The 16,266-nt window shown below is 66.8% G+C and carries 13 protein-coding genes; 4 read left to right on the forward strand and 9 right to left on the reverse strand.

Annotation, left to right across the window (positions count from 1 at the left end):
• Positions 1-5: 5 nt before the first annotated feature.
• The 3 genes from acnD to prpB all read right to left on the reverse strand — a co-directional run bounded on the left by acnD (position 6) and on the right by prpB (position 4,803).
• The gene (acnD, locus tag LXM88_RS29255; RefSeq protein WP_262546980.1) at positions 6-2,603 is read right to left on the reverse strand and encodes a Fe/S-dependent 2-methylisocitrate dehydratase AcnD; all 2,598 of its coding nucleotides are present in this window, start codon (positions 2,601-2,603) and stop codon (positions 6-8) included.
• An 84-nt stretch (positions 2,604-2,687) separates the two neighbouring features.
• A complete protein-coding gene (gene prpC, locus LXM88_RS29260) occupies positions 2,688-3,860 on the reverse strand; it encodes a bifunctional 2-methylcitrate synthase/citrate synthase (protein WP_262546730.1) in 1,173 nt (390 codons plus the stop codon).
• A 49-nt stretch (positions 3,861-3,909) separates the two neighbouring features.
• Positions 3,910-4,803, reverse strand: a complete 894-nt coding sequence (prpB, locus tag LXM88_RS29265; RefSeq protein WP_262546732.1) for a methylisocitrate lyase — start codon at positions 4,801-4,803, stop codon at positions 3,910-3,912.
• A 170-nt stretch (positions 4,804-4,973) separates the two neighbouring features.
• On the opposite strand from prpB, the gene prpR reads away from it, so the two are divergent.
• Entirely contained in the window at positions 4,974-6,956 is a 1,983-nt protein-coding gene (prpR, locus tag LXM88_RS29270; protein ID WP_262546734.1) for a propionate catabolism operon regulatory protein PrpR, read from the forward strand.
• 48 nt (positions 6,957-7,004) lie between these two features.
• Here prpR and LXM88_RS29275 read toward each other — a convergent pair whose 3' ends face one another.
• Positions 7,005-7,649, reverse strand: a complete 645-nt coding sequence (locus LXM88_RS29275) for a CGNR zinc finger domain-containing protein (RefSeq protein ID WP_262546736.1) — start codon at positions 7,647-7,649, stop codon at positions 7,005-7,007.
• A gap of 257 nt (positions 7,650-7,906) precedes the next feature.
• Here LXM88_RS29275 and LXM88_RS29285 point away from each other — a divergent pair, with 257 nt between their 5' ends.
• The gene (locus LXM88_RS29285) at positions 7,907-8,290 is read left to right on the forward strand and encodes a VOC family protein (protein WP_174382474.1); all 384 of its coding nucleotides are present in this window, start codon (positions 7,907-7,909) and stop codon (positions 8,288-8,290) included.
• A gap of 147 nt (positions 8,291-8,437) precedes the next feature.
• Here LXM88_RS29285 and LXM88_RS29290 read toward each other — a convergent pair whose 3' ends face one another.
• Entirely contained in the window at positions 8,438-9,286 is an 849-nt protein-coding gene (locus LXM88_RS29290; protein ID WP_262546739.1) for an ureidoglycolate lyase, read from the reverse strand.
• A 471-nt stretch (positions 9,287-9,757) separates the two neighbouring features.
• On the opposite strand from LXM88_RS29290, the gene LXM88_RS29295 reads away from it, so the two are divergent.
• Both LXM88_RS29295 and LXM88_RS29300 read left to right on the forward strand, forming a co-directional pair.
• Positions 9,758-10,579, forward strand: coding sequence for an IclR family transcriptional regulator (locus LXM88_RS29295; protein WP_262546741.1), 822 nt, complete (start codon positions 9,758-9,760; stop codon positions 10,577-10,579).
• Between the two features lie 186 nt (positions 10,580-10,765).
• Positions 10,766-11,317, forward strand: coding sequence for a hypothetical protein (locus tag LXM88_RS29300; protein WP_047902220.1), 552 nt, complete (start codon positions 10,766-10,768; stop codon positions 11,315-11,317).
• Positions 11,318-11,991: 674 nt separating this feature from the next.
• Here the strand turns inward: LXM88_RS29300 and LXM88_RS29305 are convergent.
• The 4 genes from LXM88_RS29305 to LXM88_RS29320 form a co-directional block, all read right to left on the reverse strand.
• Complete coding sequence (locus LXM88_RS29305) at positions 11,992-14,349, reverse strand: bifunctional acetate--CoA ligase family protein/GNAT family N-acetyltransferase (protein ID WP_262546743.1); 2,358 nt, start codon at positions 14,347-14,349, stop codon at positions 11,992-11,994.
• 605 nt (positions 14,350-14,954) lie between these two features.
• Complete coding sequence (locus LXM88_RS29310) at positions 14,955-15,254, reverse strand: H-NS histone family protein (protein ID WP_262546744.1); 300 nt, start codon at positions 15,252-15,254, stop codon at positions 14,955-14,957.
• Positions 15,255-15,357: 103 nt separating this feature from the next.
• Positions 15,358-15,630 carry a hypothetical protein gene (locus LXM88_RS29315; RefSeq protein WP_262546745.1) on the reverse strand — a complete coding sequence of 91 codons (273 nt, stop codon included), beginning with the start codon at positions 15,628-15,630 and terminating at the stop codon, positions 15,358-15,360.
• A 61-nt stretch (positions 15,631-15,691) separates the two neighbouring features.
• Complete coding sequence (locus LXM88_RS29320; protein ID WP_262546747.1) at positions 15,692-16,219, reverse strand: BON domain-containing protein; 528 nt, start codon at positions 16,217-16,219, stop codon at positions 15,692-15,694.
• Positions 16,220-16,266: the final 47 nt, after the last annotated feature.

Below are 16,266 nucleotides of genomic sequence, written 5' to 3' on the forward strand. Positions count from 1 at the left end.
CCCGATCACGCCGCCTGCGACGATTCGAGGAAGTCCTGCGCGAAGCGCTGCAGCACGCCGCCGGCTTCGTAGATCGACACTTCCTCGGCCGTATCGAGCCGGCACGTCATCGGCACCTCGACGCGCTCGCCGTTCCTGCGGTGAATCACGAGCGTCAGGTCGGCGCGCGGCGTGCGCTCGCCGATCACGTCGAAAGTCTCGGTGCCGTCGATGCCGAGCGTCGTCCGGTTCGTGCCGGGCTTGAACTCGAGCGGCAGCACGCCCATCCCGATCAGGTTCGTGCGATGGATCCGCTCGAACCCTTCGGCGGCGATCGCCTCGACGCCCGCGAGCCGCACGCCCTTCGCGGCCCAGTCGCGCGACGAGCCCTGGCCGTAGTCCGCGCCGGCGACGACGATCAGCGGCTGCTTGCGGTTCATGTACGTCTCGATCGCTTCCCACATCCGCATGACCTTGCCTTCCGGCTCGACGCGCGCGAGCGAGCCCTTCTTTACCGCGCCGTCGACGACCGCCATCTCGTTGATCAGCGTCGGGTTCGCGAAGGTTGCGCGCTGCGCGGTCAGGTGGTCTCCCCGGTGCGTCGCGTACGAGTTGAAGTCTTCTTCCGGCAGGCCCATCTTCGCGAGATATTCGCCGGCCGCGCTGTCCAGCAGGATCGCGTTCGACGGCGACAGGTGGTCCGTCGTGATGTTGTCGCCGAGCACCGCGAGCGGGCGCATGCCCTGCAGCGTGCGTTCGCCGGCCAACGCGCCTTCCCAGTACGGCGGACGGCGGATATACGTGCTCTGCGCGCGCCAGTCGTACAGCGGCGCCGCGCGCTCGCCCGCATCGGCGCTGCGCGCGAACATCGGCTCGTAGACCTTGCGGAACTGCTCGGGCTTCACGCTCGACGCGACGATCGCATCGATCTCCTCGTCGGTCGGCCAGATGTCCTTCAGCGTGACCGGCTTGCCGTCCTGGTCGTGGCCGAGCACGTCCTTCTCGATGTCGAAGCGGATCGTGCCGGCGATCGCATACGCGACGACGAGCGGCGGCGACGCGAGGAACGCCTGCTTCGCATACGGGTGGATGCGGCCGTCGAAGTTGCGGTTGCCGGACAGCACGGCCGTCGCGTACAGGTCGCGATCGACGATCTCCTGCTGGATCTTCGGGTCGAGCGCGCCCGACATTCCGTTGCAGGTCGTGCACGCGAACGCGACGATGCCGAAGCCGAGTTTTTCGAGTTCCGGCAGCAGGTTCGCTTCTTCCAGGTACAGCTCGACCGCCTTCGAGCCCGGCGCGAGCGAACTCTTCACCCACGGCTTGCGCACGAGGCCGCGCGCGTTCGCGTTGCGCGCAAGCAGGGCCGCGGCGATCACGTTGCGCGGGTTGCTGGTGTTCGTGCAGCTCGTGATCGCGGCGATGATCACCGCGCCGTCGGGCATCTCGCCCGCCTTCTCTTCCCACTGGCCGGCGATCCCGCGTGCGGCGAGGTCGGACGTCGGCAGCCGCTTGTGCGGGTTCGACGGGCCGGCCATGTTCCGCACGACGCTCGACAGGTCGAACGACAGCATGCGCTCGTATTGCGCATGGTTCAGCGTATCGGCCCACAGGCCCGCCACCTTCGCATAGGTCTCGACGAGCTTCACCTGCTCGTCGCTGCGGCCGGTAAGGCGCAGGTAGTCGGTCGTCTGGCCGTCGATGAAGAACATCGCGGCCGTCGCGCCGTATTCGGGCGCCATGTTCGAGATCGTCGCGCGATCGCCGAGCGTGAGGCTCGCCGCGCCTTCGCCGCGGAATTCCAGGTATGCGCCGACCACCTTTTCCTTGCGCAGGAACTCGGTCAGCGCGAGCACGACGTCGGTCGCGGTGATGCCGGGCTGGCGCTTGCCGGTCAGCTCGACGCCGACGATGTCGGGCAGGCGCATCCACGATGCGCGGCCGAGCATCACGTTCTCGGCTTCGAGCCCGCCGACGCCGATCGCGATCACGCCCAGCGCGTCGACGTGCGGCGTATGGCTGTCGGTGCCGACGCAGGTGTCCGGATACGCGACGCCGTCGCCGCTGACCTGGATCACCGGCGACATCTTCTCGAGGTTGATCTGGTGCATGATGCCGTTGCCCGGCGGGATCACGTCGACGTTCTCGAACGCCTTCTTCGTCCACTCGATGAAGTGGAAGCGATCCTCGTTGCGGCGATCCTCGATCGCGCGGTTCTTCGCGAACGCGTCCGGATCGAAGCCGCCGCATTCGACGGCGAGCGAGTGATCGACGATCAGTTGCACGGGCACGACCGGGTTCACCTTCGCCGGGTCGCCGCCGCCATCCGCGATCGCGTCGCGCAGGCCGGCGAGATCGACGAGCGCCGTCTGCCCGAGGATGTCGTGGCACACCACGCGCGCCGGGAACCACGGGAAGTCGCTTTCGCGCTTGCGCTCGATGATCTGCTTCAGCGATGCGTCAAGGATTGCCGGATCGCAGCGGCGCACGAGGTTTTCGGCGAGCACGCGCGACGTGTACGGCAGCGTGTCGTAGGCGCCGGGCGCGATCGCTTCGACCGCGGCGCGCGCGTCGAAATAGTCCAGCGACGTGCCGGGCAGGGGTTTGCGGTTGGCGGTATTCATCATGTGGGGGGCAAACTGGGTAGGACGTTCAGCGCGCGGCGGCCGTGCATCCAACAGGCATCGGCCGCTGCGCGCTGCTGGCGATCAGCGCTTCTCGATCGGCACGAACTGCAGGTCTTCCGGGCCCGTGTAGTTCGCGCTCGGACGGATGATCTTGTTGTCGACGCGCTGCTCGATGATGTGCGCGCTCCAGCCCGACGTGCGCGAGATCACGAACAGCGGCGTGAACATCGCGGTCGGCACGCCCATCATGTGATACGACACCGCGCTGAACCAGTCGAGGTTCGGGAACATCTTCTTCGCGTCCCACATCACCGATTCGAGGCGCTCGGCGATGTTGTACAGCTTCGTGTCGCCCGCTTCCTTCGACAGCTTGTGCGCGACGCCCTTGATCACCTTGTTGCGCGGATCGGAGATCGTGTAGACCGGGTGGCCGAAGCCGATCACGACTTCCTTGTTCTCGACGCGGCGGCGGATGTCCGCTTCGGCGTCGTCCGGCGAGCTGTAGCGGCTCTGGATTTCATACGCGACTTCGTTCGCGCCGCCGTGCTTCGGCCCGCGCAGCGCGCCGATCGCGCCGGTGATCGCCGAGTAGATGTCCGAGCCCGTGCCCGCGATCACGCGGCCGGTGAACGTCGACGCGTTGAATTCGTGCTCCGCGTACAGGATCAGCGACGTGTGCATCGCCTCGACCCACGACTTCGACGGCGTCTTGCCGTGCAGCAGGTGCAGGAAGTGGCCGCCGATCGAGTCGTCGTCGGTTTCCGTCTCGATGCGCTTGCCGTTGTGCGAGAAGTGATACCAGTACAGCAGCATCGAGCCGAGCGACGCCATCAGGCGGTCGGCGATGTCGCGCGCGCCCGGCAGGTTGTGGTCGTCCTTCTCAGGCAGCACGGTGCCGAGCACCGACACGCCCGTGCGCATCACGTCCATCGGGTGCGCGGACGCCGGGATCTGCTCGAGCGCCGCCTTCAGCGCGCTCGGCAGGCCGCGCAGCGCGCGCAGCTTGGTCTTGTACGCGGTCAGTTCGGTCAGGTTCGGCAGCGTGCCGTGCACGAGCAGGTGCGCGATTTCCTCGAATTCGCACGACTCGGCGACGTCGAGAATGTCGTAGCCGCGGTAGTGCAGGTCGTTGCCGGTCTTGCCGACCGTGCACAGCGCCGTGTTGCCGGCCGTCACGCCCGACAGCGCCACCGACTTCTTCGGCTTGAATGCGCCTGCGGCGGCCGGTGCTGCTGCGTCTTTCGTCTCGCTCATGTTTCCGTTCTCCAATGTTCCAGATGCGTGTATCGAGGGGCGGGCCGCGTTACTTCTTGCCCTGCGCGAACAGCTCGTCGAGCTTGCGCTCGTATTCGTGATAACCGAGGAAGTCGTACAGCTCGGCGCGCGTCTGCATCGTCGGCACGGCCGCCTTCTGCGTGCCGTCGCGGCGCAGCGTCTCGTAGAAGTTCAGCGCGGCCTTGTTCATCGCGCGATACGCGCCGCAGCAGTACAGCGCGATGTCGACGTTCGCCTCGCGCAGTTCGTCGAGCGTGAACAGCGGCGTCGAACCGAACTCGGTCAGGTTCGCAAGGATCGGCACCTTCACGGCCGCCTTGAAGCGGCGATAGTCGTCGAGCGTCTTCATCGCTTCCGGGAAAATCATGTCCGCGCCGGCTTCGACGTACGCGACCGCGCGTTCGATCGCCGAATCGATCCCTTCGGCGGCCGCCGCATCGGTGCGCGCCATGATCACGAACTGCTCGTCGGTACGCGCATCGACCGCGGCCTTGATGCGATCGACCATTTCGTCGGCCGGCACGACTTCCTTGCCCGGACGATGGCCGCAACGCTTCTGGCCGACCTGGTCTTCCATGTGCACGGCCGCGACGCCGGCCTTGATGAACGAGCGGACCGTGCGCGCGATGTTGAATGCGCCGCCCCAGCCCGTATCGATGTCGACGAGCAGCGGCAGGTCGGTCGCGTTGGTGATCCGGTTCGCGTCGATCAGCACGTCTTCCATCGTGCTGATGCCGAGGTCGGGGATGCCGAGCGAGTTCGCGGCAACGCCGCCACCCGACAGGTACACGGCCTTGAAGCCGACCGCTTGCGCCATCTTGGCTGCGTATGCGGTGATCGCGCCGACTACCTGCAGCGGCTGCTCGGCCGCGACTGCCGCGCGGAACTTCGCGCCGGCGCTCTGAAGATGCGTGTTGCTCATGAACGGCCTCCTGAAGGAATGCCCGATAACAGCAAGGACCGGGCCAGCTCGCGAAACGTCGCTAACCCACTGATTCTTAAGTAACCGGCGCGGGCGACGCAGTGCCCGGCGATTTCAATTCGGCAATTTCGTGTTTCAAAAATGAAATGCTGCGCGCATAATCGACCGTCATGGACCTCTCCTCGACCAAGCCTGTCGGCCCGGCCGATCGCGCGGCGCGCCCGCGCATCTGGGCGATGGGCATCAGCCGCCTGCGCGAGCTGTTTCGCGAGATCGCCGGCGAATTCGACGAACGCGCCGACGTGCGCATCGTGACGCGCGCGTACGAGGATGCGCTCAGCGCGATCGCCGAGGCCGGCGCCGCGCGGCCCGACGTGATCGTCGCGGCCGGCTCGAACGGCGCCTTCCTGAAGACGCGTGCGCAGGTGCCGGTCGTGGTCGTGTCGCCGACCGGCTTCGACGTGATGCAGGCGCTCGCACGCGCCCGGCGCGACGCGTCGCGGATCGCGCTCGTCAGCGCCGGAGAAACGCCGCCCGAAGTGCGCCGCTTCGTCGCCGCGTACGGCCTCGACGTGCAGTTTGCGTCATATCAGTCCGCGCAGGAAGCGGAAGCCTGCGTGCACGACCTGCGCGACCGCGGCATCGAGACGATCGTCGGCCCCGGCCTCGTTACCGACCTCGCGGCCAGCGCCGGCATGGGCGCGGTGTTCCTGTATTCGCATGCGTCGGTGCGCAAGGCCGTCGATACGGCGCTCGAAGTCGCGTATGCGACGCACGCCGAGGCGTTCCGCCGCCAGCGGCTCGACAACCTGCTGCAACACCTGCGCGACGGCGTGGTCGCGCTCGATGCGCGCGGCCGCGTCGAGGCAATCAACGAGCGGCTCGCGTCGGCGCTCGGGGTCGAACCCGCGGCGGCCGTCGGCCGCGCGCTCGTCGATCTGCGGCCCGAGTTGCGCACGCTGCGCGGCGAGGACGGCGACGCGCTCGCGACCGTGCGCGGCGTGCGCTACGTCGTGCATCGCGGGCCGCTCGTCGATCGCGGCGTGACGTCCGGCAGCGTGCTGACGTTCCAGGAATCGCGCGCGGTCGAACGGCTCGACCGCGCATTGCGTTCGCAGCCGACTACGCAGCAATTCGCGGCGCGCTATGCGCTCGACGACGTGATCGGCGCATCGGCGCCGATGACGCGCGTGCGCGACCTCGTGCGCCGCTACGCGAAATCCGACGCGACCGTGCTCGTGCTGGGCGAAAGCGGCACCGGCAAGGAAATGATCGCGCAAAGCCTGCACGCGCTGTCCGCGCGGCGCAGCTACCCGTTCGTCGCGGTCAATTGCGGCGCGTTCCCGGAAGCGCTGCTCGAGAGCGAGCTGTTCGGCTATGAGGAAGGCGCGTTCACCGGCGCGCGGCGCGGCGGCAAGACCGGCCTGTTCGAGGCCGCGCATCGCGGCACGCTGTTTCTCGACGAGATCGGCGAGATGCCGCCGTCGCTGCAGAGCCGGCTGCTGCGCGTGCTGCAGGAGCGCGAGGTGATCCGCCTCGGCTCGACCGAGCCGATCCGCATCGACGTGCGCGTGATCGCCGCGACGCATCGTCCGCTGCTCGCGGCCGTCGAAGCCGGCACGTTCCGCGCGGATCTCTATTACCGGCTCAATATCCTGAACGTCGGCCTGCCGCCGCTGCGCGAGCGCGCGGCCGACCTCCCCGCGCTCGCGGCGACGCTGCTCGTGCAGGCCGCGCGGCGCGAGCCGCGTCTCGCGGAGCGCCTGCGCGACGCCGGCGATGCCGAGCGCGTGCTCGGCGCGACGCAGGCAACCCTGGCGCGCTATCGGTGGCCCGGCAACGTGCGGGAACTGCAGAACGTGATCGAGCGCATCGCGGTGGAACTCGCCGAGGAAACCGACGAAAACGATCCCGCCGCCGCGTGCGCCCCGCTCGATCCCGACGCGCTGCAGGCGATCGCGCCCGAGCTGTTCGCCGCACTGCCCGACGCGGCCGACACCGACGATGCGCAGACGCTGCACGCGCGCCGCCGCCGCGCGGAAGCCGACGAGATCCGCGCGGTGCTCGACGCGTGCGGCGGCGACCGCGACCGCGCATGCGCGATGCTCGGCATCAGCAAGACAACGCTGTGGCGGAAGTTGTCGGCGAAGTAGGAAGGTTCGGGTTCGACGCGCCGGCATGCCCGTGCCTGAACGGGCTCGTCAGTCGGCCTTGTGATAGTGGCGGTACGCCTTAGCGCGATTGCCGCACGACGACATCGAGCACCAGCGGCGGCTGCCGTTCTTGCTGTCGTCGATGAACAGCCACTGGCATGCGTCGTTCGCGCATCGCTTGACCTTCGCGAGCCGCGCACCGCCGAGCAGGTCGATCGCCGACCACAGCACCGGGCTCAGCAGCCCCGCGAGCGTTGCGCCTGCGTCACCGATCCGCCACGCATAGCGGCCTTCGACGCGCGCCAGCGCGACGCGCGGCGACGCTTCCGCCAGGAAGCCGCCGAGCAGCGCGAGATCGTCGGCCTGCGGCTCGCGCCGCTCGGCCTGCGCACGAAAGAGCCGATACAGCGCCTCGCGCAACGCGAGCGCACGCGCCAGCATCGCCGGCTCGTCTTCCTCCACGCCGTGCACGCGGCACTTGTCGGCCAGGCCGGCCGGCACGCCGGCCTGCTCGCGGCACCACGCCAGCAGGTCGTCCATCGTTCCGAAGGTTTCCGTCGGCGGGTCGCTGCCACGCCAGTACAGCGTGTTCGCGAAATCGATGCTCAGGGTTTCGGGCGGCGCCGGAATCAGGCAGTCCATCGTGACGGAAGGTTGCGTATTGCTCATGCACGCATCGTATCTAACCACCATGCCGGTTGACAAGCGTCCGGACGCTTTCTAACATAACCATCATGGCGGTTACAAGAAGGTTTGCTGCACTGACGTCCCCCCATGCAGTTCAAGGAGCCACAGATGATCGATCGCCTTTCCTGCGGAGTTATCCACAACGACCGCAGCCGCGCGTTCTACGACAGCACGCTCGGCGCGCTCCGCTACAAGCGGCTGTCATGGTGCTTATGAGCGGGTTTGCTGCACTGAGGTCCCCCTTCAATTCAAGGAGCCAACAGATGATCGATCACCTTTCCTTCGGCGTCGCCCATATCGGCCGCAGCCGCACGTTCTACGACAGCACGCTCGGCGCGCTCGGATACAAGCGGCTGTATAGCGACGACGGCTCCATCGGGTACGGCACGACCGAACCGGAGCTGTGGCTGCAGCACGCTGCCCGCCCGATCGCCGCCGATCCCGAATCGGGGCTGCACCTGTCGTTCAAGGCCGCTTCGCCCGTCGAGGTCGACGCGTTCTACCGCGCCGCGCTCGAGCACGGCGGCCAGGACAACGGCGGGCCCGGCAAGCGCGAGCACTACGGCCCCGGCTACTACGCGGCGTTCGTCGTCGATCCCGACGGGTATCGGCTGGAAGCGCATTGCGAACTCGACAACGTCGTGTGATCGGGCCTGCGTACACGGCGTACAAACGGCAGGGGCCCGATTCCGTGTTGCGCGGAATCGGGCCCCTGGTTTTGATACGTTCGTTTCAGCGTCCGGTTTGCGGCGACCGCCTGCAGCGGTCGCTCAACAGGATCGCGGCTCGTGCGGTTACTGTGCGCCGCGCGTGTGCTGCAACTGCTCGCCGAGCCCTTCGATCCCCAGGCGCACCATCTGGCCGGCTTTCAGGAAAATCGGCGACGGCTTGATGCCCATCCCGACGCCCGGCGGCGTGCCGGTCGTGATCACGTCGCCCGGCTGCAGCGTCATGCAGCTCGACAGATAGGCAATCAACTGCGCGACGGTGAACACCATCGTGCGCGTGTTGCCGTTCTGATAACGATGGCCGTCGACTTCGAGCCACAGGTCGAGACGCTGCGGATCGGGCACTTCGTCGCGCGTGACGAGCCACGGCCCGATCGGGCCGAACGTGTCGAAACCCTTGCCCTTGTCCCACTGGCCGCCGCGCTCGATCTGCCACTCGCGTTCGGACACATCGTTGACGACGCAATAGCCCGCGACGTAATCGAGCGCACTCGCTTCGTCGACGCCCTTGCACCGCGCGCCGATCACGACACCCAGTTCGACTTCCCAGTCGGTCTTGACCGAACCCTTCGGGATGTCGATGCCGTCGTTCGGGCCGCAGATCGAGCTCGTCCACTTGCCGAACACGACCGGTTCCTTCGGCACCGGCATGCCGGCTTCGGCCGCGTGATCGGCATAGTTCAGGCCGATGCCGATGAACTTGCCGACCTGCCCGACGCACGCGCCGATGCGCGGCTCGCCGGACACGAGCGGCAGCGTCGCCAGATCGATCGCGCGCAGCCGCGCGAGACCCGCGTCGGACAGCACATCGCCGGCAAGATCCGGCACGTGTGCGGACAAGTCGCGAAGCCGGCCGTCCGCGTCGAGAATACCGGGCTTTTCCTGACCGGACGGGCCATAGCGAAGCAGTTTCATCGTGGTCAACCTCTGTTGTCGAATGGGACAGGATAGCGGCCGACGCGGCCATTCGAAGCCGCGTGCCGCTCACGCGCGGCCGCACCGACGCTGGCCCGCCAGCCTTTGTACCATCGGCCGCGCGCCGTGAAATGACGCGCGACGGATACCGACTATTGGTGCGCCTGCAGACGTTGCGGCGCAACATCGGCCGCACCCGCGCAGCGCGATCCGCCGCGCATGGCGGCATCGCCAGCCATCGGGGCGTGAATACTGGCTATTCGGGGTGCCCCTGTCATCGGAAACGTTTGCCAATCCGTTCTTCTCCGGTAATGATCCGTAAAAAGACGCTGCATTGCACACTGTATGTTTATTGCTAAGCTCGTACGAATGGCTTTCATCGCCATACGCGGGCCCGACTTATGCGCGTGCAGAACTGGCCAGCGTGCGTCGCCAACCGATCGACGGTAATCCCCCAACCTCACACCAAAAATGCAGACAACCAACGACCCGCTTCCCGGCTGCGACGCACGGGAATCGATGGCCGCCATCGACCGCTATCGCGCACCCGCGCTCGACAAGGGCCTCGACATTCTCGAGCTCCTGTCCGAGCAGAAAGAAGGACTCACGCGCACCGAAATCACGAAGGAGCTCGGCCGCAACGCGAGCGAAATCTACCGGATGCTCGAACGCCTCGTCGCGCGCCGCTATGTGATGCGCTCGACCGGCGGCGACCGCTACACGCTCAGCCTGAAGCTGTTCGCGCTCGCGCACCGGCATCCACCGATGAGCCGGCTGATTGCCGAGGCATTGCCGCCGATGCAGCGCTTCGCCGATGCCGCCGAACAGTCGTGCCACCTGTCCGTCTACGATCGCGGCAACCTGCTCGTGATCGCCCAGGTCGACGGGCCCGGCCCGTGGGGCGTGTCGGTCCGGCTCGGCTCGCGTGTCGGGCTCGCCGATACGGCGTCGGGGCGCGTGATGGTGTCGTTCCAGGGCCCCGAACAGCGCGCGCACATGCTCGCGGAGCATCGCAAGGTCAAGGGTGAAGCGCCGCTGAACGAGCAGGAACTCGCGTATGCGTGCCAGTCCATCCGGCAGGATGGCTACCTGCGCCAGGACAGCCGCCAGGCGTACGGCGTGACCGACCTGACCGCGCCGATCCTCGGGCCGTCCGGCCATGCGATCGCGGTGCTGACCTGCCCGTACATGCGCCGGATCGACGCGCACGCGGCGCCGTCCGTCGATGTCGTCGTCGACGGGCTGCGCGACACGGCCGCCCAGCTGTCGATGGGCCGCACCGAGACCTGCTGACGCGCGGGTTCGACGAAGCGCACCGGGTACGGCGCAGTTGCGCCGGCCCGGTCGCGCGCGACACCGGTGCAATGCGCGATGCGCGGTGCGCGGTGCGCGGTGCCATATCGTGCGCTCTCGGCGCTACGCTAGAATAGCGGCCCTCTCAAAAACTACGGCGGCCGGTTGTCACGGTTGTCGTGTCCGATGGATGTCATGGCCAAACTTCTGAACGATCAAGAATTCCAGCGTTTCTCCGAACTTCAGCAGAAGCAGGCAAGCTTCACGATCACGCCCGAAGAGGCGGACGAGCTGCGCGATATCGTCGCGCGTGCGCAGAAGAAGCGCGACGATCGTACCGCTGCGATGCAGGCGATCGAAAACTACATCGAGCAGTTCGACATCACGCCCGACGAACTCTTCTCTCCCGAGCAGATCGGCGATGCGGCCCGCACCTACGGGCTCATCACCGCGACCAAGAAGGAACGCACGCTGCCGCCGTCGATCACGTTCAACGGCAAGCCGTACCAGTGGACCAAGACGCTTCCGGACGATGTGCGCGGCGCGCTGTTCGAAGCATTCACGTCCGGCGAGTCGGTCAAGCGCTTCATCGCGATGCCGAAGGACACCGCGCGTTGCGCGCTGACGATCGCCCGCCTCGAGCGTGAAACCGGCGCCGTCTATGCCGATCCGCACCTCGAGGAACTCGCGATTTCGCGCGACCAGGTGAACGACGCCGCATCGAAACTCGCTGCCTGAATCTGATCGCGGGCACGGATCATGCGCGCCCGCACCCATGCGTGACGCCGGCATTGGCCGGCGCCGCGCTCGCGGGAGCCGTGGGTCCGCATGCTCCCGAAAAGTCTCACCCTGGTGTCCCGCAAGCGCTCACCCACAGCTCCCGCAAAAGCTCACCCAAGGCTCCTGGAGACCCTCACCACAGTCTCCCGAATGTCCTCACCGAACCCTCCCGCAGACCCTCACCGACGTGTCCCGGAAAGGCTCACTAACGTGTCCCGAAAAGGCTCACCAGCGTCTCCCGCAAGTGCTCACCGGCCGCTCCCGGGAAGGCTCACCGAACGCTCCCGTATCGGCTCACCACGCTTCCCCGGAAAAGCTCACTCGCGGCTCCCGAAAAGTCTCACCTTTGTCGCGATTCCGAATCGGCGAGGCCGGAATGCGGTTGCGAATGCGCGTGAACACACCGCGTGAAACGACCGTGCGGAGCGGATAGCGCGGCACGCAGCCAGCGCTCCTGAAGCCATGCGGGCATCGATACCGCGATGGCGAACGGCCCCGATACGCTTCGGCGTTTCGTACAAGACACCTGCTTGAATACTTTGCATCCCTGAATGAATGCATGCGCAATGCGGTGAAGGATCGACGCCATCGACCGCATACGATGGCGCCGCGCTTCACGCAGCCGACGAATGCTACTGCTGCAACTTCATCCTGAAGCCCACTACGCCGGGCTCCTCCGTCGTCGACACCGCGAAACCGCACGACTTCGCGAGCGAGATCATCGCCGAGTTCTCGCGCAGCGCCTCGCCGATCATCCATGCGGTTCCGCGCGAGCGCGCGTAGTCGATGATGCGGGTCATCATCAGCCGGCCGAGCCCCTTGCCCTTCTGATCGGGCCGCACCGCAATTGCAAACTCCGCCGTCTCGTTGTCGGGGTCGGCGACCGCGCGCGCGACCGCGAGCGTATGGTCGCGCCCCGACACATCGGTGAACGACACGATGAAAGCCATCTCACGGTCGTAGTCGATCTGCGTCATGCGCGCCACCTGAGAATGATCGAAGCTGCGCACCGCGCCGAAGAAACGCATGCGCAGATCGTCCGGCGTCATCGCGCCGAGCAGTTCGTTATGCGCGGCCTCGTCTTCCGGACGGATCGGACGGATCGTCACCGTCTCGCCGCGCCACTCGAGCGTCTGCTCGAGATGGCGCGGATACGGCATGATCGCAAGCCGGCTGCGCCCGGCAGCCAGCGTGATGCGCGGCGCGATCACCTGCGCGCGGTCGGACAACACGCGCAGCGTGACGGACATCGCGACGACTTCGCGCACGTCGCAGACGACCTGCGACAGCGCCGTCAACGCATCGAGCGTCGGCTCGACGGGCGTGCTGCGCGCATACGGCGAGCGTTCCATCACCGCGCGGGCGAGCACGGTGTTCAGCGGCGGCAGTCCGTAGACGACGAACGGCGCCGATACACCGTCCGCAGGCGGCACGGCATAGCGAAACACCGGACCGAAGTTCGAATCGTCGTACATGTCGACCGTGACATCGACGACTTTCACGCCGGCCGGCTCGCCTGCCTGCTCGTGCTGCAGGCCGAAATGGGACAACCAGCGCAGCGCGGCGTCGCCGGCCAGTTCATGCTGGCCCGCTTCGACCATCCGGCGCGCGTCGGCCTGTGCGGACGCAACGCACTCGGCGGGCTGCAGCGGCGTGCCCTCGGGCGTCTGCATCAGCAGTTGCCGCCCGAGGCTGTAGTCGACGAGACGCGCATACGCGCGTGCGAGCCGCTGCGGCGTCGTGTGCACGGGAATGCCGTTCGCGTGCAGCGCATCGCGCGTCGCCGCGTCGACCGCGCCGAAGAAACACGCGAGGATGCCGCGATGCGCGTGCTGTCGCGATTCGATCAGCGTGCGCGCGACCGAATCGGCCGGCGCGCTGTGGGACGTCGAATGGACGACGAACAGCGGGCCTGTTTGCGGGAATGGCGCGAGCGCCTTGATCGCCGCGGCGAAGTGCTCGGGGCGCGCATCGTCGCCCAGCGTCAGCGGATTGCCGGGCGCGGTCAGGTGCGGCAGCGCAGCCGACACGGCCGACGTTGCCGCAGGCGACCAGTCGGCCAGCGTGACGCGGACCTCCGCGACCGCATCGACCGCGAGTTTCGCGACACCCGCATCGCTCGTCACGAGCGTCGCTGCACCGCGCGCCGTGACACGGCCAACGCCGAGGGTCTCGATCTCGTCGAGCAGATCGTCGAGCGCATCGACGCGCACCATCCCTGCGCGCTGGAACGCCGCCGTATAGAGCGCGTCGCCGGGATCGGCGCGCCCGGTGCGCAACGCGAGCACCGGCTTGTTGCGCGCGGCCGCGCGCGCGGCCGACATGAACTTGCGCGCCGCGCGCACGGTATCGAGTTCGAGCAGGATCGCGCGCGTGCCGGGATCGCTCGCAAGATAATCGAGCACGTCGCCCGCATCGACGTCGGACTCGCTGCCGAGCGCGACGACATGCGAAAACCCGAGGCCCCGCGCGTCGGCCCAGCCGAGCACCGCGTTCGTCAACGCGTTCGATTGCGATACCCACGCGACGCCGCCCGAGCGCGCCGTATAGGCTGGTGCGCCGAAATGCGCATGCCGCGCGGGCGACAGCACGCCGAGGCTGCCGGGCCCGACGATACGGAGCACGAACGGCTTTGCCGCCTTCAGCGTGCGATCGAGCGCGGTGAGATCGGCATCCGTGCGCGCCTCACCGACGATCACCGCGACGCGCGTGCCGAGCTCGCCGAGCTTGCGCACGATGCCGGCCCAGGTCGCGGGCGGCGTGCAGATCACGGCTACCGACGGCGGTGCGGGCAGCCGGTCGACGTCGGAGACGACCGCGTGACCGTTCAGGTCGCGATACTTCGGATTGACGGGCCACACGGGCCCGTCGAACGCGCCGTCGAGCACGCGCGACCACACCATCGCGCCGATACTGCCCGCGCGCGACGACGCGCCGACGACCGCAACGGACTTGGGCTGGAACAACGCATCGAGATGGCGAACGGTCACATCGGCTCCCTGCGGTAACGAAAGACGACCCGAGCGGCATACGGCACGGACGGGCCATGCGCCGCTCGACGCGAACCCCAAGCATAGGCGAAGCGCATGCGGCTGCCTATATGCCGAACGGCCGACTACCCGACGCACGTCAACGCTCGCACCATGGACCTGCAATACCAGCGCGGCCCGGCATCGCCGCACGCCGGCCGCGCACGTTCGCACCGCGCGCACAACGCAAGCAACGCGGCGCGACGCTGCGGCCGCTTCCTCAAAGGTGAGGATTTACAGGAGCCATGGTGAGTATTTTCGGGAATTGAACGACGCAACGCGCAAACGCGCGAAAGGTGATGAGAATCCTCGGCGCATCTGCACCGCGAAAATCGCGAATGCCAATGCGCATGCGCTGCGCAATTGCACGGTTGTTTACCGGAATTCGCCGCGATAGCCAGCCGAATCGCGGCGAATTCGCAAAACGGGATCCGTTAATCGCACGGCATTTCACGTCAATTCGTCGATGGGAATCGCGCGGCGACTGCGCAAAAACAAAACGGTGCGACGGCCGCATGGCCGTTCGCACCGTCAGTCGACGCGCGAAAGGTGAGACTTTTCGGGAGTCAGTCCTTGATCAGGAAACGTGCGCGGTTCTTGCCGAGCCACGTCGGCGCCCGCCCGCGGCCACTCCAGGTTTCGCCCGTCTTCGGGTTCAGGTATTTCGGCGGCAACGTACGCTTCGGCTTCGCGGTCGCGGCGGCGGATCCCGCCGGACGAAAACCGAGCTCTTCCGGCGTAATGTCGCATTCGTCGATTTTCGCGCGGATATCGGCAATCGCGTCGGCAATCGCCTTTTCGCGTTCCTTGTCGATCTTTTGCTGAAGCCGTTCGAGCTGCGCGGTCAGTTGCCTGTAGGTCGCCATATGGATGGGACTCCGTGAGTGTTATTCGTGAAAAATAGGTGACTCTAAGCAAACAGAAAAGCGCTTCACCCGATCGTGGTCTCTTCAGCCGGTCATTTCGGGATCAATAACCGCTTTTCTTCTTGCATGCGAAGAGAAGGTTTCGTGTGGCGTCATCAGTCGATTGCTTGATCACTTCGAAATCCCCGTTGCAGATGGCCCGGGCATTGTCCGTGCAGTTGCTCCAGTCGCTGCCGGTGCATTGCACTTGCGTAGTCGGACGCCCGTCCGACGTGAACAGCGGCGCGCTGCCACCGCACCCGCCGAGCGCTACAACCAGAGCCAACAATCCGGCCGCCCGAGGCCATCGACTGACCGACGCAAGCATGTGTTTCATTGTTCTTCCCGTCAACCATTTTTTGAATGTCGCGAGTATGCCATGCGCGGCCCTTCCGTCGTCAGTTCGGGGTGCGGTCAGGTTGCCCGCGCGCCTTGTACGGCAAGCTCCGGCGCGGATCGTCGGTGATGCGAACGAACACCTGCTCGACGTCCGGAAGCGCCTCGAGTTCGCGTTGCAACGCGTGGCGATCGAATGCCGTATCCGCGCATCCTTCGACATAGATAAAACGCCGCTGCACGGTGATCCACAGGCTCGTACCGTGCAGGTGATCGGAGCCTGCGAAGTGCGCCTTCGCGGCATCGGCGATCTGCGCGTCATACATATACGAGTTGGGTTTCGTGCAGCGGTGGGCGAGCCAGCAGGTCGTACCGCGTTCGGCGCGGTAGTGCGCGTCGTCGGTCATCTCGGCGCGGGTCATCCACGGGCCGAGCGGCAACGGGCATTCGGCTACGTCCCGCGACAACGCAATGAACGGATCGTTGTACCAGTTGCGCCGCGCCTCGGGCGCATTCGCGTCGCCGGACTGCGCGAGCGCGGTAGTCGCCAGCAACATGGTCACGCACCCTGCGATACCGATCCGCTTCATCGTGATCTCCTGTTCGATGCTTCACGTCCGACCGCATCGGCATCGCC

The sequence above is a fragment of the Burkholderia sp. S-53 genome (assembly GCF_025560745.1).
Taxonomy (GTDB): Bacteria; Pseudomonadota; Gammaproteobacteria; order Burkholderiales; family Burkholderiaceae; genus Burkholderia; species Burkholderia pyrrocinia.